At 64.5% G+C, this 19,121-nt stretch carries 16 protein-coding genes; 9 read left to right on the plus strand and 7 right to left on the minus strand.

Annotated elements, in window-relative coordinates; all coding sequences use genetic code 11:
• Positions 1 to 36: 36 nt before the first annotated feature.
• The 3 genes from ISX84_RS03845 (at position 37) to ISX84_RS03855 (ending at position 4,176) form a co-directional block, all read left to right on the plus strand.
• Complete coding sequence (locus ISX84_RS03845; RefSeq protein ID WP_195818984.1) at positions 37 to 1,359, plus strand: aromatic ring-hydroxylating dioxygenase subunit alpha; 1,323 nt, start codon at positions 37 to 39, stop codon at positions 1,357 to 1,359.
• 64 nt (positions 1,360 to 1,423) lie between these two features.
• The gene (locus tag ISX84_RS03850; RefSeq protein ID WP_195818985.1) at positions 1,424 to 2,869 is read left to right on the plus strand and encodes a glutamine synthetase family protein; all 1,446 of its coding nucleotides are present in this window, start codon (positions 1,424 to 1,426) and stop codon (positions 2,867 to 2,869) included.
• Entirely contained in the window at positions 2,869 to 4,176 is a 1,308-nt protein-coding gene (locus ISX84_RS03855) for a cytochrome-c peroxidase (protein WP_195818986.1), read from the plus strand. The genes ISX84_RS03850 and ISX84_RS03855 overlap by 1 nt, the downstream gene beginning before the upstream one ends.
• Here ISX84_RS03855 and ISX84_RS03860 read toward each other — a convergent pair.
• Together ISX84_RS03860 and ISX84_RS03865 are read right to left on the minus strand one after the other, a co-directional pair.
• Positions 4,173 to 5,645, minus strand: coding sequence for a CRTAC1 family protein (locus ISX84_RS03860; RefSeq protein WP_195818987.1), 1,473 nt, complete (start codon positions 5,643 to 5,645; stop codon positions 4,173 to 4,175). The two genes, ISX84_RS03855 and ISX84_RS03860, sit on opposite strands and share 4 nt — an antisense overlap.
• Positions 5,642 to 6,901 (minus strand): ROK family protein, encoded by a 1,260-nt coding sequence (locus ISX84_RS03865; RefSeq protein ID WP_195818988.1) that lies wholly within the window; start codon positions 6,899 to 6,901, stop codon positions 5,642 to 5,644. The genes ISX84_RS03860 and ISX84_RS03865 overlap by 4 nt, the downstream gene beginning before the upstream one ends.
• A 202-nt stretch (positions 6,902 to 7,103) precedes the next feature.
• On the opposite strand from ISX84_RS03865, the gene ISX84_RS03870 reads away from it, so the two are divergent.
• The 6 genes from ISX84_RS03870 to ISX84_RS03895 all read left to right on the plus strand — a co-directional run bounded on the left by ISX84_RS03870 (position 7,104) and on the right by ISX84_RS03895 (position 14,047).
• Entirely contained in the window at positions 7,104 to 8,126 is a 1,023-nt protein-coding gene (locus ISX84_RS03870) for a substrate-binding domain-containing protein (protein WP_195818989.1), read from the plus strand.
• A 133-nt stretch (positions 8,127 to 8,259) separates the two neighbouring features.
• Positions 8,260 to 9,582, plus strand: a complete 1,323-nt coding sequence (locus ISX84_RS03875) for a sugar ABC transporter permease (RefSeq protein ID WP_195818990.1) — start codon at positions 8,260 to 8,262, stop codon at positions 9,580 to 9,582.
• An 11-nt stretch (positions 9,583 to 9,593) separates the two neighbouring features.
• Entirely contained in the window at positions 9,594 to 10,355 is a 762-nt protein-coding gene (locus ISX84_RS03880; RefSeq protein WP_195818991.1) for an ATP-binding cassette domain-containing protein, read from the plus strand.
• Between the two features lie 3 nt (positions 10,356 to 10,358).
• Entirely contained in the window at positions 10,359 to 11,798 is a 1,440-nt protein-coding gene (gene xylB / locus ISX84_RS03885) for a xylulokinase (RefSeq protein WP_195818992.1), read from the plus strand.
• Complete coding sequence (xylA, locus tag ISX84_RS03890) at positions 11,795 to 13,099, plus strand: xylose isomerase (protein ID WP_195818993.1); 1,305 nt, start codon at positions 11,795 to 11,797, stop codon at positions 13,097 to 13,099. The genes xylB and xylA overlap by 4 nt, the downstream gene beginning before the upstream one ends.
• Positions 13,100 to 13,111: 12 nt before the next feature.
• The gene (locus tag ISX84_RS03895; RefSeq protein WP_195818994.1) at positions 13,112 to 14,047 is read left to right on the plus strand and encodes a glucokinase; all 936 of its coding nucleotides are present in this window, start codon (positions 13,112 to 13,114) and stop codon (positions 14,045 to 14,047) included.
• Between the two features lie 22 nt (positions 14,048 to 14,069).
• Here the strand turns inward: ISX84_RS03895 and ISX84_RS03900 are convergent, their stop codons facing one another.
• From ISX84_RS03900 to ISX84_RS03920, 5 genes are read right to left on the minus strand one after another with little or no spacing between them, the layout of a single operon-like run.
• Complete coding sequence (locus ISX84_RS03900) at positions 14,070 to 15,968, minus strand: beta-galactosidase (RefSeq protein WP_195818995.1); 1,899 nt, start codon at positions 15,966 to 15,968, stop codon at positions 14,070 to 14,072.
• A complete protein-coding gene (locus tag ISX84_RS03905; RefSeq protein ID WP_195818996.1) occupies positions 15,965 to 16,825 on the minus strand; it encodes an SMP-30/gluconolactonase/LRE family protein in 861 nt (286 codons plus the stop codon). Before ISX84_RS03905 ends, ISX84_RS03900 begins: the two co-directional genes overlap by 4 nt.
• A complete protein-coding gene (locus tag ISX84_RS03910) occupies positions 16,822 to 17,427 on the minus strand; it encodes a 2-dehydro-3-deoxy-6-phosphogalactonate aldolase (protein WP_195818997.1) in 606 nt (201 codons plus the stop codon). The genes ISX84_RS03905 and ISX84_RS03910 overlap by 4 nt, the downstream gene beginning before the upstream one ends.
• On the minus strand, positions 17,424 to 18,329 hold the full coding sequence (locus ISX84_RS03915; RefSeq protein ID WP_195818998.1) for a 2-dehydro-3-deoxygalactonokinase: 906 nt from the start codon (positions 18,327 to 18,329) through the stop codon (positions 17,424 to 17,426). Before ISX84_RS03915 ends, ISX84_RS03910 begins: the two co-directional genes overlap by 4 nt.
• A 4-nt stretch (positions 18,330 to 18,333) precedes the next feature.
• Complete coding sequence (locus tag ISX84_RS03920) at positions 18,334 to 19,104, minus strand: SDR family NAD(P)-dependent oxidoreductase (protein ID WP_195818999.1); 771 nt, start codon at positions 19,102 to 19,104, stop codon at positions 18,334 to 18,336.
• Positions 19,105 to 19,121: the final 17 nt, after the last annotated feature.

The following is a 19,121-nucleotide window of genomic DNA, read 5'->3' on the forward strand; positions in this document are numbered from 1 at the left end:
ATCTGACCCCGGACCTGTCACAGCCGGAGTTGCCAGATGATCAGCCAGGAATTGAATGACGCCCTGACCCAATCGGGTCCGGGCACACCTGCGGGCGAGGTCATGCGGCGCTATTGGCAGCCCGCGGCCCTCTCTGATGAACTGGCGGGGACCCGACCGGTGGTGCCGGTGAAGCTGCTGGGCGAGGACCTCGTGCTTTTTCGCGACAGTGAGGGGGAGCTGGGTCTGATTGAGCGGGCCTGCCCGCACCGGGGCGCGGACCTGTGTTACGGGCGGCTCGAAGACAACGGGCTGCGCTGCCCGTTTCACGGCTGGCACTTTGACCGCACCGGCCAATGCGTCGAACAGCCCGGCGAGCCCGAAGGTTCCCAGATGCACAGGCAGATCAGGAACAAGAGCTACCCGGTGGTCGAGCGCAACGGGATCGTCTTTGCCTATATGGGCCCGGGCGACCCGCCACCGCTGCCGGGGTTCGATTGCTTTCGTGCGCCGGACAGCCATGTCTTTGCCTTCAAGGGGCTGTGGGAGTGCAACTGGCTGCAGGCGATGGAGGTCGGCATCGACCCTGCGCATGCCTCCTTCCTGCACCGCTTCCTGCAGGATGAAGATCCCGCCGACAGCTACGGCAAGCAGTTCCGCGATACCGCGGCCAATACGGACATCCCGATGACAAAGCTGCTGCGCGACTACCCGCGCCCCGACATCAGCGTGGAGGAGACTGATTACGGCCTGCGCCTGATCGCGCTGCGTCATCTGGACGATGGCCGCACCCATGTGCGCGTGACCAACCAGATTTTCCCGCAGGCAATTTCCATCCCCATGAGCCGCGAGATGATCATCACGCAATGGCATGTGCCCCTCGATGACAGGCGCTGCTACTGGTATTCGATGTTCACCAGCTTCACCGACCCCGTGGACAAGGAAAAGATGCGGGATCAGCGGTTGAAGGAACACCGCCTGCCGGATTACGCGCCGCGCAAGAACAAGCGCAACAATTACGGCTACGACCCCGAAGAACAGGCGGGCGAGACCTATACCGGCATGGGGCTGGATATCAACGTGCATGACCAATGGGCGGTGGAAAGCCCGGGGCCGATCTTTGACCGGACGAAGGAGCATCTGGGTAAGACGGATGTGGCGATTGTGCGGTACCGGCGCATGTTGCGTGCGGCCATGGCGGCCCTGGAGCAGGGGAACGCGGAGAGCTTGCCGATGGGCAATGGGGGAGACCCGGCCATTATACAGGGACCGATCAGCAATGACACCATCGCGATGACCTCTGACTGGAAAGCGGCCTATACCGCCAGCGATGCAGAGCGGCGCGCAGGCTGCACCGGCTGGGATGCGACGATCACCTGACAGCGTTTTTCGCGTGACGGACCCGGAGACGGCGGGCTAGGCTCTCTCGGGGACAGGAGGACATGTGAGCGGGAATGCGGGGATTTCGCAGGGCAGGCTGGCGCAAACCGGTCTGCTGGCCGCAGATGCGGTGGCAGCGGCAGAGGCGTTGCTGGCCGATCTGCAGGGCAACGATCTGGAAACGGTGCGCGTTCTCTTCCCCGATCAGCATGGGGTGTTGCGGGGCAAGACACTTGTGGCTTCGGCGCTGGCTTCTGTCTTTACCGCTGGCATCTCTGTCCCCTCGACGCTCTTTCTGAAAGACACCTCGCACCGCACCGTTTATCCAGTGTGGGACGGCGCGGGCGACAGCCCGGTGCAGGGCGCAGGGGATGTGTTGCTTGTCCCGGACCCGTCGACGTTTCGGCACTTGCCACAGGCACCGGGGTCTGCGTGGATTCTCTGCGATGCGGTGATGAAATCCGGTGCGGCCCTTCCCTTTGCGCCGCGCACAGTTCTCCGCCGTGCGGTGCAGGCCCTGACGGACGCGGGCCTGCAAATGCAGGTGGGGCTGGAGGTGGAATTCCACGTTTTCGAGATCACCGACCCCGCGCTGGAGCATGGTGATGCCACGATGCCGCCTGCGCCGCCGGTCACCCGCAATCTCGCCCCCGGCTACCAGTTCCTGACAGAGACGCTTTACGCCCGGTTGGAACCCGTTTCCGAGATGTTGCGCCGTGCGGTTCAGGCCATTGGCTTGCCCTTGCGGTCCATGGAGGTCGAGATGGGCCCGAGCCAGCTCGAATTCACCTTCGATCCGGCGGACCCGATGACGCATGCGGATAACCTGATGATGCTGCGCACGCTGGTCAAAGAAGTCTGCGCACAGGAAGGGCTGCATGCAACCTTCATGAGCCGGCCAAAGCTGGACAACGGCTGCGCCTCCGGCTGGCATCTGCATCAGTCACTGTTCGACACCATGGGTACGCCTCTGATGATGCCGCAGCCCGACGGAACCCTCAGCACCCATGCGGCGGGCTGGATTGCCGGGCTGCTGGAGCATGCCGCCGAAAGCTGTTTGCTGACCACACCGACGGTCAACGGCTACAAACGGTACCAACCCTACAAGCTGGCACCTGACCGGGTGGTTTGGGGGCATGACAATCGCGGTGCCATGCTGCGTGCGATCATGGCGCCGGGCGACCGCGCTTCGCGCATTGAAAACCGTGTGCCCGAGACGGCAGCCAACCCCTACTATGCCTTCGCCAGCCAGATACTCAGCGGGTTGGACGGCTTGACCTATGGGCGCACGCCGCCACCGCCCGTTGAAAACCCGCATGGCGCCGGCGCAGAGGCCTTGCCGCGCTCTCTCGGCGCTGCCATTGATGCCTTTGAGACATCGGCGTTCTACCGGGCGGCACTGGGTTCAGAGGTCGTGGACTATCTGGTCCGGATCAAACGGGCCGAGTGGGAACGGTATCTGGCGCATGTCTCGGATTGGGAACAGGCAGAGTATTTCGGGTTGTATTGATGCGTTTTTGTGGATGGGTTTTGGGCGTGATGATCGGCTCGGCAGCGGCGGCGGACTTGCCCGCGCCGGTGACAGATGCCGATTTCATGCCCCTCGATGTGGATCAGGTCCGTCTGGGCCAGATGCTGTTTTACGACCCAATCCTGTCGGGCAATCGCAACATCTCCTGTGCCACCTGCCACCACCCGAAATTCGCCACCGCGGATGGCGTTGCCCTGTCGCTGGGCGAGGGGGCTGTGGGGCTCGGCCCGGATCGCAAGATCGCAGCGGATAATATCCCCGAACAGCGTATCCCGCGCAACGCGCCCGCGCTTTTCAATCTCGGCGCGCGGGAATTTACCGTTATGTTCCATGATGGCCGCATCGAGGTGGACCCCGACAAGCCCGGCGGTCTGCGCACGCCCATGGGGGCGGAGATGACCCAAGGGTTCGCCAACCTTCTGTCCGCCCAGACGATGTTCCCGGTGCTCAGCGCTGATGAGATGGCCGGTCATTATAGCGAAAATGACATCAGCCAGGCGGTGCGGCAGGGGCGGATCACCGGACCGGATGGCGCATGGTCCAGGCTCAGCGCAAGGGTGGCGGAAACCCCCGGATATGCCCCCTTGGTCGCGGCCGCGTTTCCAGAAGCGGAGGCGCTGACCTTTACGGACATCTCCGATGCCATCGCCGCCTTTGTCGCCTTTGAATGGCGCGCGGATGGCAGCACCTTTGACACCCACCTGCGCGGCGAGACCGAGTTGCCGCCGCAGGCCCAACTGGGCATGGACCTCTTTTATGGTGCGGCGGGATGCAGTGCCTGCCACAGTGGCCCCTTTCAGACGGACCACGGCTTCCACGCCATGGGCGTGCCGCAGTTCGGGCCGGGCAAGGCGGCGCGGTTCGAAAGCCACGCACGGGATGTGGGGCGCATGCGGGTGACCGGGCGGGACGTAGACGCCTATGCCTTCCGCACGCCCTCCCTGCGCAACGTGCTGCACACCGGACCTTACGGGCACACCGGCAGTCATGCCGATCTGAGCCAGTTTATCGCGGATCATATGGCGGGGAGGGACGCTCTTGACCGCTTCGATCCTGCGTCGGTGACGCTCCCTGATTTGCCCGGGGCGGAAGATTGGCGGCATATGGACGACCCGGCAGAGCAGGCGGCGTTGCGGGCTGCCGTCACCCTGCCGCCGCAGGGCCTGACCCCCGATGATATCGCCGCGCTGGTTGCGTTTCTGGCGGCGCTGGGCGACCCGGTGGCCCTGAAGGGGCGCCTGGGCGTGCCGGATACCGTGCCGAGCGGGCTGCCTGTCGACCGCTAGGGGCGCAGGGTCTGGCGCTGATTGACGGCTAAATCCCGGCGCTGCGTGATCTGCCCATCCGGCCATGTGATGGTCACGTCGGCGGATGTCGCTGTCCCCAGCCCGAAGTGCAAAGGCCCCGCTTGCCCGCCCGCGTGGCCACCGCCCACGGTGAGCTCCTGCACCTGCGTCACACCGCCCGCAGTGAGTTCGACAAGCGCGCCCACGGCATGGGTGTTGGCGCCTTCCATACGCAGCTCAAGCGCCAGCCAATGGCCCATGCCTTCGGTCACATTGCGATAAAGCTCCATCGGCGCGCGCCGGTTCATCACCACCAGATCAAGCCGCCCGTCGCCGTCCAGATCGGTCAGAGCAGCCCCCCGCGACCGCGCCACCGTGGCAACACCTGCCTCGACCGAGCGTTCCTTGAAGGTGCCGTCGGCCTGCTGAATGAGCAGTGTATTGGGGTCTTCCATGGCCAGTCCTGGCATCTGGTCCACATTGCCCTTGGCAATGAAGAGATCAGGTGCTGCGTCATTGTTCACATCTGCAAATTCAGCATGCCATCCGGTCGACGGGCGCCCGTCATCGCCCACATGTGGCCGTTGCGCGTAGGTGCCAAGGCCAAAGGGCGCGCGGCTGTACAGCCCGTCTTCGCCAGCGATCTGCATCAGCTGGTCGCCCATGGAGGTCAGCATCACCTCGGAACGTCCGTCGCCGGTGATGTCCCGGCTGGCGATGCCCATGCCCCAGACGCGCACGGTTTCCCACCCGTCGTCCGGCCCGAGAAAACGCCCCATCGCCAGATCGTACATCTGTTCAGACCCGTCGCGCACATAGTAATGACGGTCGTTGGAGATGCGCAGGCGTTTGGTCCCGCTGGCATCCCGCGCAAAGAGCATGGAGAGCGCGCAGTGCCCCGGAGAGAGGGGGCTGGCGGCAAACCCGTCGCCCTGCCAGCGGTGCAGGCTATTGTTATCGCAAGCCTCGAAAGGGCCCTCGGGGTCGTCGCGGTCCACGTAGTTGCCAATGGCCAACACCGGACCAGGGGCCTCCCATGTGGCTGAAAAGGCGGTGGACCAGGCGCCGCCACCGTCAAAGCCCAAGGTCTCGTTCGCGGGAGTAAAGCCGCAGGCACCATCACCACGCAGCAGTTGGTTTTCGCCCACGCGCAGCAGCATCACATCCAGATGCCCATCGCCATCAACGTCCAGCGGATAGGCACCGGTTGTGCCCGTGAAAGTGGGCAGGGGGGCGGCGGCAAATTGCATGGCCCCCTGATTGATCATCAGGGTCGCCGGGCTTTCACCGCCCGCCGCCAGCAGATCAGGCAGCGCGTCCCCGTTGCAATCGAAGACAGCCACACCGCCGCCGACAAAATGCTCCCACCCGCCGGTGTATTGGTGCGGGGGCAGGTTGGCTGACAGGTCGTCAAACAGCACCTCGGCGCCGGCGGATTGCGCCAGCAGGCAGAGCAATAGCACCCTCATCCGCGCCCCTCCGCCATCGCATCGGCGATTTCCGACAGCGCCAGTGCCGCAGCCCCATGAGCCCACATCAGGTCACCCCAGGCATGGGTTTCGACCTTTTGCGGGGCGGCATCGCGGTTCAACGTCAGTGTATGCATTTCGCGCAACACCTCATCGGCGTAGAGGTAGTCGTACTGCATCCGCTCGCCCGAAAGGATGATCAGCGGGGGATCGAAAAGGTTCACCAGATTGGCCAGCCCCAGCGCCAGAAACCGACCCGCGCGGCGGAAAATCACCCGCGCGGCTTCGTTCCCGGCCTTCGCCTGCTCGTAGAGCTGTTGCAGCATCACATCCGGGGCGGTTGCGTCCGAATTCGACGGATCAAGGGCCGTGGAGGCCTCGCGCACCAGTGCATAGTCCGCAATATAGGCCTCAAGGCACCCGCGCTGGCCGCACTGGCACAGCGCGCCGTCCATCTGAACCTTGGTGTGGCCCAGTTCCATGCCCAGCGAGCGCGCGCCGCGGTAGAGCCGGTGATTGATCACCAGCCCCATGCCCACGCCCTGTTCGATGGTGACCACGGCGAAATCCGCCATGGCGCGCCCCTTGCCGAACCAAAGCTCGGCCAGCGTGACGAGGTTGGCGTCATTGTCGACCGCCACCGGCACGCCAAAGGCATCCTCGGCGAGCGCCCGCAGGGGTCTGTCCGCCTCGGTAAGCAGGGGAGACCAGACCATCTGGCCGCTGGCGTGGTCGATCATGCCCGGCATGCCAAGGCCGATGCAGGCGATATCGGCGCGCGCCAGCCCGGCCTCCTCCAGCAGGGCATCCAGCACATGACCGGTCTCGATCAGGATCTGCTCTATCGAGCGTCGTTGCGGGATGCAGGCGAGGCTCGCCTGTGCCAGCGGCTGGCCTGCCGCGTCCACCAGAAGGGCAGTATGCTGGGCGCGCGCCAGTTTGATCCCGACCACATAGCCCGCATCCGGTTGCACCGACAGCGCCACGGGCGGTCGCCCGCGGGAGGTGCTGCGCGTGGCGTCGCTGCCTTCCTGCAACAGGCCAAGGTCCAGCAGCTCCCCCACCAGCGCGGTGATGGAGGCCGGGCTCACTTTCAGCTGTTTGGCCAGATCGATGCGTGAAATCTGCCCCGCCGAGCGGACAGATTCGAAGACGCGATGGAGCAGAGAGGTGCTCGGCGCCTCCGATTCGGGGCGAATCGGACCACATCCCACCGGCGCATCCCCGAGATCAGGCTGTGAAATCTCCACGTTCATTTATTCACGTCCCGAAAATAACAATGCAAAACAGACGGGATTTTCACAAAAATCCGCCGATAAATCAGGATATGCCCGATATTTTAGCTCATACTGCATAAATTTATTTTGACAGCTGAATTAAAACAGTCAATCCTTTTGCGCATGCCAAGTTAGAAACGGGCATCAACAGTCAACAGAACTGTCCCATCGGGAGGATACAATGAAGAAGATGATGATTATGGGCCTGGCCGTCTCGGCAGCCCTGAGTACCGCTGCATTTGCGCAGGACCTGACGGTCGGCGTGAGCTGGTCGAATTTCCAGGAAGAGCGGTGGAAGACAGATGAAGCCGCGATCAAGGCCGCGCTTGAAGAGGCGGGCGCTTCCTATATTTCGGCGGATGCGCAGGCATCTGCGGCCAAACAGCTCACCGATGTGGAAGCGCTGATCGCCCAAGGCGCTGACGCGCTGATCATCCTCGCGATGGACAAGGATGCGATTGGCCCCGCGGTCGACAAGGCCGATGCGGAAGGTATCCCGGTTGTGGGCTACGACCGTCTGATCGAAGACGACCGCACGTTCTACCTGACCTTTGACAACAAGGGCGTGGGCCGGATTATCGCCGAGACAGTGACCGCGGCGCAGCCGTCGGGCAACTTCGCGATCATCAAGGGTGACAAAGGCGATCCGAACGCGGGCTTTCTGCTGGAAGGCATGATGGAAGTGATCGGCGACAAGGTCGAGAGCGGCGAGATCAAGATCGTCGGCGAAGCTTTCAGTGATGGCTGGAAGCCGGACAACGCGCAGAAAAACATGGAACAGATCCTGACCGCGAACAACAACGAAATTGACGCGGTTCTGTCCCAGAACGACGGTATGGCCGGTGGCGTGATTTCCGCGCTGTCGGCTCAGGGTCTGAGCGTGCCGGTCGGCGGGCAGGACGGTGACCATGCCGCACTGAACCGCGTGGCCCGCGGCGAGCAGACCGTGTCGGTCTGGAAGAACTCCCGCGAACTCGGGGCTGCGGCTGCCGAAATCGCGGTTGCGATGGCCAATGGCACCGCGATGGGCGACATCGACGGCGCTGTGAAATGGTCCGGCGGCGAGAACGGCGTGGAGATGACTGCCATTTTCCTTGAGCCGACCCCGATCACCAAGGACAACCTGAGCGCGGCCATCAATGCGGGCCATATCGCGAAGGACAAGGCCTGTGCCGGCGCCATGGACGGCGTTGACGGCTGCTGATCCTTGACCATCTGCCGGGCGCGCACCGCCGCGCCCGGCTCTTTTCGAACTTTCTGAATTGCCGGATGTAGCTGTCCCCGCGCGATCACTGTGCGGACAGGACCCGTACATCTCGCAAGGGACGCGCTGAACCATGACCGATCAAACAACGCAACCACCGGGCACCACCAAAGACAGCGAGAGCGCAATCGCGCGCTTTTTCCGCGAGACCGAGCTCGACACCCGGCTGCTGGGCATGCTCGGCGCGCTGGCGATCATCTGGATCGGGTTTCACGTCTATGGTCAGCTGGTGAACGGCTTCGGCGCGTTTCTGACCCCGCGTAACCTGTGGAACCTCTCGGTCCAGACGGCCTCCATCGGGATCATGGCGACCGGTATGGTGCTGGTGATCATCACCCGCCACATCGACCTCTCGGTCGGTTCGATGCTGGGTTTCTGCGCGATTGTCATGGGGGTTGTGCAGGTCAATATCCTGCCGCAGTTCCTCGGCCTTGGCCACCCGATGATCTGGATCATCGCGGTGATCATCGGCATCCTCTGCGGCAGCTTCATCGGTGCCTTTCACGGCGCGCTCATCGCCTACGGCAAGATCCCGGCCTTCATCGTGACGCTGGGCGGGCTGCTGGTCTGGCGCGGCGCTGCCTTCCTCGTCGCGCGCGGCGAGACGATCTCGCCCGTTGATCCAACCTTCCGGCTCATGGGCGGCGGGCCCTACGGAGCTATCGGCGCCACCGGCAGCTGGATTGTTGGCATCCTCGGTTGTATCGCCGTGCTCGGTCTCATTCTGATGGGCCGGCGCAAGCGCACCACGTTTCACATCGCGCAGCGGCCGGTCTGGGCGGAAACCTTCCTTGCCATCGTCGGCTGTGGCGCTGTGATCGGTGCGGTGCTGCTGGTGAATGCCTACCCCTGGCCGCGCGGCATCGTGCGCCGCTATGCTGAGGCCGAAGGCATCACCGTGCCCGAAGGTGGCCTCTTCATATCCCATGGTTTCGCCATCCCGGTCCTGATCCTGATCGCTGTCGCCATCTTCATGACCATTCTGATGTCGCGCACCCGCTTTGGCCGCTATGTCTATGCCATCGGCGGCAACCCCGAGGCAGCAGAGCTTGCAGGCATCAACACCCGCTGGATGACCGTGAAGATCTTCGCGCTGATGGGCGCGCTCACCGGTCTTTCCGCCGTGGTTGCGTCGGCACGTCTCGGCTCGGCCACCAACGCTCTCGGCACGTTGGACGAGCTCTACGTCATCGCCGCCGCCGTGATCGGGGGCACATCACTTGCCGGTGGGGTGGGCACCATCTACGGCGCCATCCTCGGCGCGCTCGTGATGCAATCGCTGCAGACGGGCATGGTGCTCATCGGCTTTGACGCCGCCATCCAACAGGTCGTTGTCGGCTCGGTCCTCGTGCTCGCCGTCTACCTCGACATCCTCTACCGCCGCAGATCCAAGTGAGGGCGCAGACCATGACAGACACATCTCAAACCCCGCTTGTCCAGCTCAAGGATATTTCGATCTCATTCGGCGGCATTCGCGCCGTGGATCACGTGAGCCTTGATCTCTATCCCGGTGAAGTTGTTGGCCTTCTGGGTCACAACGGGGCGGGCAAGTCGACGCTGATCAAGATCCTCTCGGGCGCCTATCAGAAGGACGGCGGCGAGATATGGATCGAAGGCAAGGAAGCCAACATCCAGAGCCCGCGCGACGCACGCGACTACAACATCGAGACGATCTACCAGACGCTCGCGCTGGCCGACAATCTCGATGCGGCCTCGAACCTCTTTTTGGGGCGAGAGCTGACGACCGCTGCGGGCTTCGTCGATGATGCCAAGATGGAAAGCGAGACGGCCAAGATCATGGCGCGGCTCAACCCCAATTTCCGCAAGCTGAAGGAGCCGGTGAGCGCGCTCTCCGGCGGTCAACGGCAGTCGGTCGCGATCGCCAAGGCGGTCTACTTTAAGGCGAAGATCCTGATCATGGACGAGCCCACTGCCGCCCTCGGCGTGCATGAAACCAAGATGGTGGCGGACCTCATCCAAGAGCTGAAAAAGCAAGGCCTTGGCATCTTCCTGATCAGCCATGACACCCGCGAGATGCTGGAGCTCTGCGACCGCGTCTCAGTCATGAAAAACGGCAAGATGATCGGGACCGAGCGCGTCGAGGACGTGACCGAGGACGATATCCTCAGCATGATTATCATGGGCAAGAAGCCGGATCAGGCGGCCTGACCCATGTACCTTGGGCTCGATCTCGGCACCTCCGGCCTGAAGGCCTTGCTGATCGACGCGGATCAGCGGCTGGTTGCGGAAGCGACGGCGCCGCTGACCGTGCAGCGCCCGCACAGTGGCTGGTCAGAGCAGAACCCGGCGGACTGGCTTGCTGCGGCCGAAATTGCGATGACCGCGCTGGCCGCGCAACACCCGCTGGATGCGGTGCGCGGCGTCGGGCTCAGCGGGCACATGCATGGCGCCACGCTGCTTGACGCAGCGGGCGACGTTCTGCGGCCCTGTATGCTCTGGAATGACACCCGCAGCCATGCGGAAGCCGCCGTCTTCGATGCCAACCCGCAGTGGCGTGCGATCACCGGCAACATCGTTTTTCCCGGCTTCACCGCGCCGAAAGTCGACTGGGTCCGCGTGAACGAGCCTGAGATCTGGAAGAAGACGGCGAAAATCCTGCTGCCCAAGGACTATCTGCGCCTTTGGCTGACCGGCGAAGCCGTCTCCGAGATGTCCGACGCTGCGGGCACCAGCTGGCTGGACACCGGCGCGCGCGACTGGTCCGACGTGTTGCTCACGGCCTCCGGTCTTACCCGCGATCAGATGCCCGGTCTCGTCGAGGGCTCCGCGCCATCCGGTAAACTCCGTGACACCCTTGCCAACCGCTGGGGGCTGCCCAAAGGCGTCGTCGTCGCGGGTGGCGCCGGAGACAATGCCGCCTCCGCCGTTGGTATGGGCGTCGTGAAACCGGGGCAGGCCTTCCTGTCGCTCGGCACCTCCGGCGTGCTTTTTGCCGCCAGCGCCGCCTACCAGCCCGACGCGCCCACCGCCGTGCACACCTTCTGTCACGCGCTGCCCGACACCTGGCATCAGATGGGCGTGATCCTCGCCTGCACCGATGCGCTGAACTGGTACGCAGGCCTTGTGCAGTCTGATGCCGCCAGCCTCACAGCTGATCTTGGCCCGCTGCAAGCGCCCGGTGAGACGCTGTTTCTGCCTTACCTGGGTGGTGAGCGCACCCCACACAACGACGCCGCTACCCGTGGCGCGTTCCTTGGCCTCGGACACGCCACCGACCGTACCGCAGGCACCCGCGCGGTGCTTGAAGGCGTAAGCTTTGCGTTCCGCGACAGCCTTGATGCCCTGCGCAGCACCGGCACCCAGATCGACACGCTTGTGGCCGTCGGCGGCGGCAGCAAATCCGACTACTGGCTCCAGGCCCTCGCCACGCTTCTCGATATGCCGATCGACCTGCCGGAAGCGGGTGACTTCGGTGGCGCCTTCGGGGCTGCGCGGTTGGGTCTGATGGCGGCGACCGGCGCGGGGACGGAGATCGCCACGCCCCCCGCGACCGCACGGACCATCGCGCCGGAGATCGGCCTGACATCCGCATTCATGGACAAACACGCGCAATATCGCGCAGCTTATCGCGCCCTCAAGGAGGCCCTATGACCGACTTCTTCGCTGGCATCTCGCCCGTCACTTACAATCCCGACGCGCCAGCCGATCAACTGGCCTTCCGTCACTACAAACCCGACGAGATGGTCGCGGGCAAGCGCATGGAAGACCACCTGCGCTTTGCCGTCGCCTGGTGGCATAGCTTTGCCTGGCCGGGTGGGGACCCCTTTGGCGGACAGACTTTCGAGCGCCCGTGGTTCGGCGACACGATGGACCTGGCGCGATTGAAGGCCGATGTGGCGTTCGAGATGTTCGAAATCCTTGGGCAGCCGTACTATTGCTGGCACGACGCGGATATCCGGCCCGAAGGGAACAGTTTCGCCGAAAGCAAACGCAATTTCGAAGAGATCATCGACTATATCGGCCAGAAGATGGACGCGCAGGGCACTAAGCTGCTCTGGGGCACGGCCAACCTCTTCTCGCACCGCCGCTTCATGGCGGGCGCGGCGACCAACCCCGACCCGGAGGTCTTTGCCTGGTCCGCCGCGACAGTGAAGAACTGCCTTGATGCCACGCACAAGCTCGGCGGTGAAAACTACGTGCTCTGGGGCGGGCGCGAGGGCTATGAGACCCTGCTCAACACCGATCTGAAACGCGAACGCGCGCAGGCCGGGCGTTTCCTGCAGATGGTCGTCGATTACAAGCACAAGATCGGCTTCAAGGGCGCGATCCTGATCGAGCCTAAGCCGCAGGAGCCCACAAAGCACCAGTACGACTACGATGTCGCCACCGTTTATGGCTTCCTCAAGGAGTTCGGCCTCGAAGGGGAAGTCCAGATGAACATCGAGCAGGGCCACGCGATCCTTGCTGGTCACAGCTTCGAGCACGAACTGGCCACGGCTGCGGCGCTTGGCATCTTCGGCTCCATCGATATGAACCGCAACGACTACCAGTCCGGCTGGGACACCGACCAGTTCCCGAACAATGTGCCCGAGGTGGCATTGGCCTACTACGAGGTGCTTAAGGCGGGTGGTTTCACCACCGGCGGCACCAACTTCGACGCGAAGCTGCGCCGCCAGAGCCTGGACCCGAAAGACCTCATCGCCGCGCATGTGGGGGCCATGGACATCTGCGCGCGCGGGCTGAAAGCCGCGGCGGCGATGCTGGACGACGGCGGCCTTGAAGCAGCCCGTGCCGCACGCTATGCCGGATGGGACGCAGCTGAGGGCCAGAGCTGGCTGACTTCCGCGACGCTGGATCAGATCGAAGCGCAGGTGGCGGGCGGCGGTATCGACCCGCAGCCGCGCTCTGGCCAGCAGGAAATTCTAGAAAACCACGTTAACCGATTTGTCTGAGGACACCGAACCATGGCCCTTATCCTCGCCGATGTTGGAGGTACAAACGTCCGCTTCGCCTGTGCGCGGGAGGGCGCAATTCAGAGCGAGTTGACGCGCCGCTATCAGAATGACGATTATGCGGATTTCGACGCGGCGCTGGAGACCTATCTGGCGCAGATCGGGCTCGAAACGGCTTCGGCGCTGAGCGTTGCGGTCGCCGGCCCGGTGACCGACCAGAAGGCGCGCCTGACGAACCGGGGTTGGGAGTTCCAGACCGAGGCGCTTGCGCGAGCCCACGGGCTCCAAAGGGTCTATCTGCTCAACGATCTCAGCGCGTTGGGCTATGCGCTCGACAGCCTGGACGCGGACGGTCTTGCACCCGTCCTTGAAACCGAAGCGCCGTTGAACGGTGGCGATCAGCGCCTGGTGGTTGGCGTGGGAACCGGGTTCAACGTTAGCCCGGTGCTCAGCCTCGCGGGCGCGGCGGTATGTCTGCGGGCCGAGGCCGGTCTCGGCAGCCTGCCGTCGCGGGTCTCGCGCCTGCTCGAAGCGTATCTCGAAGGTCCGGCTTCCTGGGTCCGCTGTGCTGAGGATGCGGTGCGTGGCCCGGGGCTGGCAGAATTGCATGCCGCAGCGACCGGGAAACCGAAGATCGACGCGCGCGACGTCATCGCGGCGGCCAACGGCGGCGATGCGGAGGCGGTTGCATCGGTCAAGGTCTACGCGCGGATGCTGGGCGAGCTGGTGCTGGATCTACGGTTGCTCTACATGCCGCAAGGCGGGATTTTCATGGCCGGATCGGTCGTGCGCGGGCTGCTCGACAGCCCGGCGCGCGCGACCTTCATCGAAACACTGCGCGCGCCGCCGTCGGCAAAATCGACGTTGGCGCCGGTGCCTGTCTCGTTGATCACTCAGGATGAGGCGGCGCTGCTCGGGTGCCTCGCCTTCGCCCGCTCGTTGGGCTGACGCCGCGCACACAGCTGTAGCGTCAGATTGACCACCACGCGACATCTGCCGCCGCGATCATCTTGCCCTGAAACTCGACCGGTTCCGGCCCGTAGTTGAACGCGAAGCGATGGGTGGCCGTGTCTCGCAGGCGCAGTCCTTCCGGGAGATTCTGCGCCGGGAGACCGGCCTCCTTTGCCAGGCCGTGTACGATTCGCTCCCAAAGCTCCGCGTTGGGCCATGCGCCGAGATAGTGCATCTGGCCATCGCCCATCAGCACCGGCTCACCTGTCTCTGCTTCGATCAGCGCCTCGGCGCTGCCTTCAAGGTCCTCGACCCAGTGTTGCACCGCACCACCGCCCAGGACCGCGCGCGCCACGTAAGGCGGCAAGCTCTCCACCCGCGTCGCGGTGACATCGAGGCCGGGCAGGGCGGGCCCCATCGGCGTCGGGATGCGCAGCTCATCGGTGACCGTGTTGCTGCGCGGGCCGACCAGCGCGACCGTGCCCGCCAGCGCATAGCGCAGCGTTTCCGGCATCGTGGCCATACCGGGCGCGAGCACCAGCGCATAGGCGGACAGGTCCGAGGTGGTTGACGGTACGATGTCGATGGAAAAACCGCAGCGGCGCAGGGCCCGGTAGGCATCCAGCATCAACCGGAAGTAACTGAACCCCTCGCCCTGCGGCAGCGTCGCCCAGGCCCATTCCGAGGGGTAGTCGAAGATCAGCGCAACCGGGGCCTGCTGCATGGCAATGTCCGGCATCTCGGCAATTTCGCGGCCCACCTGCGCGGCCTCGGCCAGCCCTGCGGCTGGGGCATTGTCTGGCCGCTTCAACCCGGCGTGCATCTGTTCCTGCGCGAAGGGGGCCTGTCGCCAGCGGAAGTAGCTCACCACCTCCGCGCCATGGGCAAAGGCCTCCCAACTCCAGAGCCGGACCATGCCCGGCAGGGGCGCGGGGTTGTGCGGCGCCCAGTTCACCGGGCCGGGTTGCTGCTCCATCACCCACCAGCGCCCGTCGCGGCCCACGGCGCGGTAGAGGTCGTGGTGGAAGGCCTGCATGTCCGGGTCGCCCTGCTGGAGATAGCGCGCCTTATGCTCTGCTGTGCCTTCCAGGCGGTCCGAGAGGAAGCCAATTGGGTAGCTGTCCCAGCTGGCGATGTCGATGGAGGCGCCCACTTTGAAATGGTCGAAGTCCAGCACCCGGCCCATGTAGTTGTGGATCAGGGGCGCGTCACTTCGGGCGCGCAGGGCGGCCACTTGCACCTCGTGATAGGCCACCACCTGATCGGAGGAGAAGCGGCGAAAGGCCAGCTCGTGGCTTGGGTTTGGTTGCGTCACCGTGAGGTTCGGCAAGTCGATCTCGTCGAAACTGCGGTACTCCATCGACCAGAAGACATTGCCCCATGCCTCGTTGAGCGCGTCGATGCTTTTGTAACGCTCTGTCAGCCACGTCCGGAACGCGTCCCGCGCCGCATCCGAGTAGGAGAGAATCGTGTCGTGGCAGCCATATTCATTGTCGATCTGCCAGGCGTGGATGCGCGCATCACGCCCGTAGCGATCGCCCAGCACTTCGGCGATCTTGCCGCTGGCGGCGCGGTAGCCTGCATGGCTGAAACAGTAGTGCCTGCGCGAGCCGAAGCCGCGGGTATGGCCCTGCGCATCGACGGCCAACATGTCGGGAAACCGCTCCAGCATCCAGCGCGGGGGCGTGCAGGTAGGGGTGCCGAGCACGATTTTCAGGCCTGCGCTGCTCAGCACCTCGATGGCGCGGTCCAGCCAGTCAAAGGCGAACACACCCGGTTCCGACCCAATGCGGCTCCAGGCGAACTCGCCGATGCGCACCCAGGAGATGCCCGCCGCAACCATTTCGGCGGCGTCTGCGGGCCACATCTCCTCGGGCCAGTGTTCGGGGTAGTAGCAAACGCCCAACGCGCGGTTCATAGGATCACCCTTGGTTCCGGCAGCCCCTCCGCGATGTTGTGCAGAGCGAAAGTTTGGCCATGCGGGCTTTGATCATGCGCCACGTCGGCGGACAAGCCTTGCCGGGCGCTGGTCACGTAGAGCGTGCGGAAATCCGCGCCGCCAAAGGCGGGGCAGGTGGCGTGTACCCCTGGCACGTCAACCGCCCGCAGGAACGCCCCGTCCGGCGCGTAGGCCGCGACGCGCGCGGCCCCCCATTGCGCGATCCAGACTGTGCCGTCTTTGTCCACAACGGCCCCATCGGGGTTCAGATGCTCCGTGGAGAGGTCCAGGAATGGTACCGGCGCGGCTTCGGGCCAGCCTTCGCTGTCGAGAGCCAACCGCATGACCTTTTGTGTCGATGTGTCGGTGAAGTAAGCGCAGCTGCGGTCGGGTGCAAAGCAGATGGCGTTGGGGATCGTGATCTCGGCGAACAGCTTGTGCAGCTTGCCCTGATAGAAGCGATAGATCGCGCCCGCGCCGCCCTCCGCGTTGCGGCCCATGGTGCCGATCCAGAAGCCGCCCCAAGGGTCCGCGCGCCCATCGTTTGAGCGGGTCACCGGGTTGTCCTGCTCCAGTCCGCAGATACGCGTCTTGCCGCCGTCTGTGAGGTCGAACCGCCAGAGCCCGCTGGCTGAGGCGATGAGCAGCGTGTCAGTGTCCACCCATCCGGCAGCAGAGACGGGCTCGTCAAAGCGCCACTCCAGCGGGCCGGAGGCATCGCGGCTCAGCAGCCTGTGGCGCATGATGTCGAACCAGAAGAGCTGCGCCCGCTCCGGGTGCCAGAGCGGGCCTTCCCCCAGAATGCAGCGCCGGTCGTCAAAGACCTCTGCGCTCATCCGACCGCCTTGTTGTAGGCGGCGACGATGCGGCTGGCCTGTGCTGCAACGTCCTCAGCGCTCATTCCCGGTTTGTAGAGCGCCGAGCCAATGCCAAAGCCGTCCGCGCTGGCCGCGATCCACTGGTCGAAATTCTCTGGCCCCGCGCCGCCCACTGCATAGACCAGCGTGCCCTTGGGCAGGATCGGGCGCATGGCTGCAAGACCGCTGGTGCCCGCCATCGCGCCGGGGAAGAGCTTCAGCCCGTCCGCGCCTGCCTGCAGCGCGGCGAAGGCCTCGGTGGGGGTGAACACCCCGGGCCAGCTGTGCAGGTCGAGCGCCTTGCTGGCCCGGATCACTTCCACATCGCAGTTCGGCGACACGATGAGCCGCCCGCCGACCTCGGCCACGGCGTTCACTTCTTCGGTCGTCAGAACTGTGCCCGCGCCGACCAGCGCATTGTCGCCATAGCTGCGCACAAGCGTGCCGATGCTCTCCAGCGGATCGGGGGAGTTCAGCGGCACCTCGATCCGGGTGATGCCAGCGTCGATCAGCGCTTGTGCGATGGCGGGGGCTTCGGGCGGGGTGATGCCACGCAGAATGGCAATGATGGGCAGGGTCATGTGTAAACCTTCGACTGTCTGTGGGCGGCGGTCAGCCCGGCCAATGTTGTTTTTTCCGTGTCGACAAGCATCGCTTCCAGTCCCTGCGGGCGCAGGGCGGATTGATAGGCGCGGGCCTGATGCCCGGTGCCGAGAATGGCGATGTTCTGGCCCAGCCAATAGGCGCGGGCGGCAGCAAGCTCGGCCCCGATCAGCAGCCCGGAGAGCGCGGCACGGCTTTTGGCGGCCTCGGTTCCGTGCAGCAGGTGATCCGCGCGCAGCCCGAAGAGGCGGGCAGCAAGACGTTCGGGGTGGGACATGGCGTCGGCGACGGCGGTGGTAAAGGCCTCGGCATCCCAATCCGCGCCGGTGACCGAGTGGCGCAGCACCGAGCGGTCGCTGATCAGCGCAAAGAGTTCGCCGGTCATGAAGGTCTGAAAGCTGACAACTTCGCCTGCGCTCAGATGCACCCATTTCGTATGCGTGCCGGGCAGGCAGAGCACACCATCCCAACCGGGGTTCAGCGCCAGAAAACCGGCGATTTGCGTTTCTTCGCCGCGCATGACGTCTGCCGGGCTGTTCTGCGAGAGGCCCGAGACCACCCGCACGTCCAGGTCCGCTTCGGTTGGTGCCGTGGTCAGATGTTCGGAGAGCGGTGTGCAGGGCACTGTGCGATAGGGCGCTTCGACCCAGCCCTGACGGGACCCGACCATGCCGCAGGCGATGACCGGCACCTTGCCCGCGTCCAACCAGCCCGCGATCAGGCGGAGCAAGGCTGCTTCGAATTCGGAGGCCGCCAGCCGCCCCATGCCATCCTCGGATTGTGCCCGCGCCAGAACACGCGACCCCTGCATGGCAAAGGCGCGCAGATTGGTGGTCCCCCAATCGACGGCAATCCAGTCTGGTGCGATCTCCTCGCTCATACGCTCATCCCGTGGTCACGACGCCGCCATCGACGACCATGCATTGCCCCGTCATCATCTTGCTGGTGTTCGACGCCAGAAACAGCACGGCATCGACGATATCCTGTGGCTCAAGATGGGTCTTCAGGCACTGCCGCTCCAGATGTGCGGCGAGCCCCTCGGGTGTCGCCCATTTGTCCAACTGCTTTTCCGTCAGCACCCAGCCCGGCGCCAGCGCGTTCACGCGGATGCCATCCGGCCCCAGCTCGCGCGCGAGGCTGCGGGTCATCGCGGTGATGCCGCCGTTTGCCGAGGTATAGGCGGGGTAGCCCGCGTTGCCCATCATATAGCTGATCGAGCTGAAGTTGATGATCGAGCCCGCGCCGCGCTCCTGCATCATCGGGGCCACGGCTTGCGCAGCAAAGAAATAGGCCTTGAGGTTGACCGACATCAGGAAATCCCATTCCTCCGGTGTCACGTCCTTCCAGCTGTGCCGCTTGTCATTGGCCGCGTTTGAGACCAGCGCGTGGATCGGACCGTGCGCATCGGCGGCTTCTGCGATGGTCCGTTGCAGGCCTGCGGTGTCGGTGATGTCGCCCTGAAAGAACAGTGGGCGCACGCCGTGCTTGGCCTCCATCTCATCGACAAAGGCACTCGCATCCGAACGCCCGATGAAGGCGACCTTGGCCCCTTGCGCCAGAAAGCCATCCGTCAGGTCGGCGCCAATCCCTGAGCCGCCGCCGGTGATGTAGATCGACACGCCGTCAAGGTCGTGGAATGTGGCTGTCTTGGTCATGAGCGTACCTCGTCAGT

Origin of the sequence: Roseobacter sp. MH60115 (assembly GCF_015644665.1) — a bacterium.
In the GTDB taxonomy this organism is placed as follows: domain Bacteria; phylum Pseudomonadota; class Alphaproteobacteria; order Rhodobacterales; family Rhodobacteraceae; genus Roseobacter.